Annotated in this window: 2 protein-coding genes and 1 pseudogene; 2 read left to right on the top strand and 1 reads right to left on the bottom strand. The window is 66.5% G+C overall.

Annotation, left to right across the window (positions count from 1 at the left end):
- Both Q0520_RS05210 and Q0520_RS05205 read left to right on the top strand, forming a co-directional pair.
- A partial coding sequence (locus Q0520_RS05210) for a hypothetical protein (protein ID WP_298667351.1) occupies window positions 1–294 on the top strand: 294 nt, incomplete at its 5' end.
- A gap of 46 nt (window positions 295–340) precedes the next feature.
- On the top strand, window positions 341–1,228 hold the full coding sequence (locus tag Q0520_RS05205) for a metallophosphoesterase (protein ID WP_298667349.1): 888 nt from the start codon (window positions 341–343) through the stop codon (window positions 1,226–1,228).
- Here the strand turns inward: Q0520_RS05205 and Q0520_RS05200 are convergent.
- Window positions 1,204–1,541, bottom strand: a pseudogene (locus tag Q0520_RS05200) (8-oxoguanine DNA glycosylase); the annotation flags it as partial. The gene Q0520_RS05205 and the pseudogene Q0520_RS05200 sit on opposite strands and share 25 nt — an antisense overlap.

The raw sequence follows: 1,541 nt of genomic DNA, 5'->3' as shown, positions 1-1,541 counted from the left end.
GTCGGCCTCGAGCACGCGGTGCCGACGGCCGAGGTCATCGCCCACCTCCTTGCCGGGGGCTACGAGATCAGCCACGAGGAGTGGAAGAAGGAGGTGCTCGAACCTCTGGACCATGCGGGCGTCTTCTTCGGGGCGTCCGGGCCCAACCACGTCTTCATCATTGCAACGCCCGACGACGCCGGGGCGACTCTCACCTATTACCAGAACAGGATCGAGGAGCAGACGCAGAGGGTTGCCCTCCTGAAGCAACTCCTTGACGAGGCCGGGTGGAGCGAGAAGATCCCGTACAACTGACGGGTGTGGGAAACCGTTATCCCCCCTCCCGGCGACCGCGTGAGGCATGGTGCCCTATGCCCGCCCTCTCGCAGTTGTCATGTTTGCGCTTCTCCTTCTCGGAGGCCTTGCCTGCGGCACCGCGGGGACCGGGGACCTCACCGTCACCCCCGTCACCGTGGCCGGGGTGCCCGGCACGGTCGTCCTCCTCTCAGACCTCCACATCTCCGAGGGGGACCGCGGCCTCATCGAGAGGACTGTCAGGGAGACGAACGCTTTGAACCCCTCCCTTGTGCTCATCGCCGGCGACTTTGTCGCGGGATACGGGAGTGAGGGGGTGCCCGACCTCTCCCCTCTCGCCAATATCAGGGCGCCGGTGTACGCCGTGCCCGGCAACCACGACTACGGCATCTCCAGCCGCGGGCGGTCGGCGATGCTGAAAGAGGCGAACTTCACCGTCGAGGGCTACGACCTCTCCCCCCTTGCCGACGGTGCGGCCGAGACCGCCCTCGCCGATGCAGTCTGCGCCCGTCTTGAAGAGGCCGGTGTGACGGTTCTCCGGAACGAATACGCAAGAGAGAATGTCGGGAACAACACTGTGCTCATTGTCGGCCTTGACGACGGCCTCGCGGGAAGGGCGCGGTTCCCCGACGACCTGCCCGTCGCCGACTTTCGCATCGTCCTCCTCCACGAACCAGAATATCGAGCGGACTGGGACGCTGACCTCGTCCTCTGCGGCCACACCCACGGCGGGCAGGTCGACCTCCCTGTCCTCGGGAAACCCTCGGCATGGTTCGGCTACAATCCGGTGTCCGGACTGATCGAGGAGGGAGAAAGGACCGTCTATGTCAGCCGCGGCATCGGCACCGCACCCCTCTTCGGCGTGGGCATCCGCATCAACTGCCCACCCGAGATCACGGTCTTCCGGGGTCAGGCCCCGTCCCGTACGCAGTAGAGGTACTCCTGCGCCCACCCGGCGTACCTGCCGAAGTGCCCCCACGCGAATTCCCTGATCTCCCGGTATTCCTTTGCGGTCATCGCCCCCTCCTCCCTGAGGTGGGGGAGGTAGGAGCGGCGCATGATCCGGCGTATCCACACGTCCACGGGGAAGGCCTCGTACTTCTGGAAGGCGAAGAGGAGGATGCAGTCTGCGGCCTTCGGGCCGACACCCGGGAAGCGGAGGAGTTCCTCTCTCGCCTCCTCGTACGGGAGGGCGGCGGCCCTCTCCGCCCAGGCCGGGTCTTCGGCGCAGATCGCCGCCGTCCGGC

The organism is uncultured Methanofollis sp., from assembly GCF_937919355.1.
In the GTDB taxonomy this organism is placed as follows: domain Archaea; phylum Halobacteriota; class Methanomicrobia; order Methanomicrobiales; family Methanofollaceae; genus Methanofollis.
Note: the sequence above shows the minus strand (reverse complement) of the source record. Positions and strands in the feature narration are given on the sequence as shown.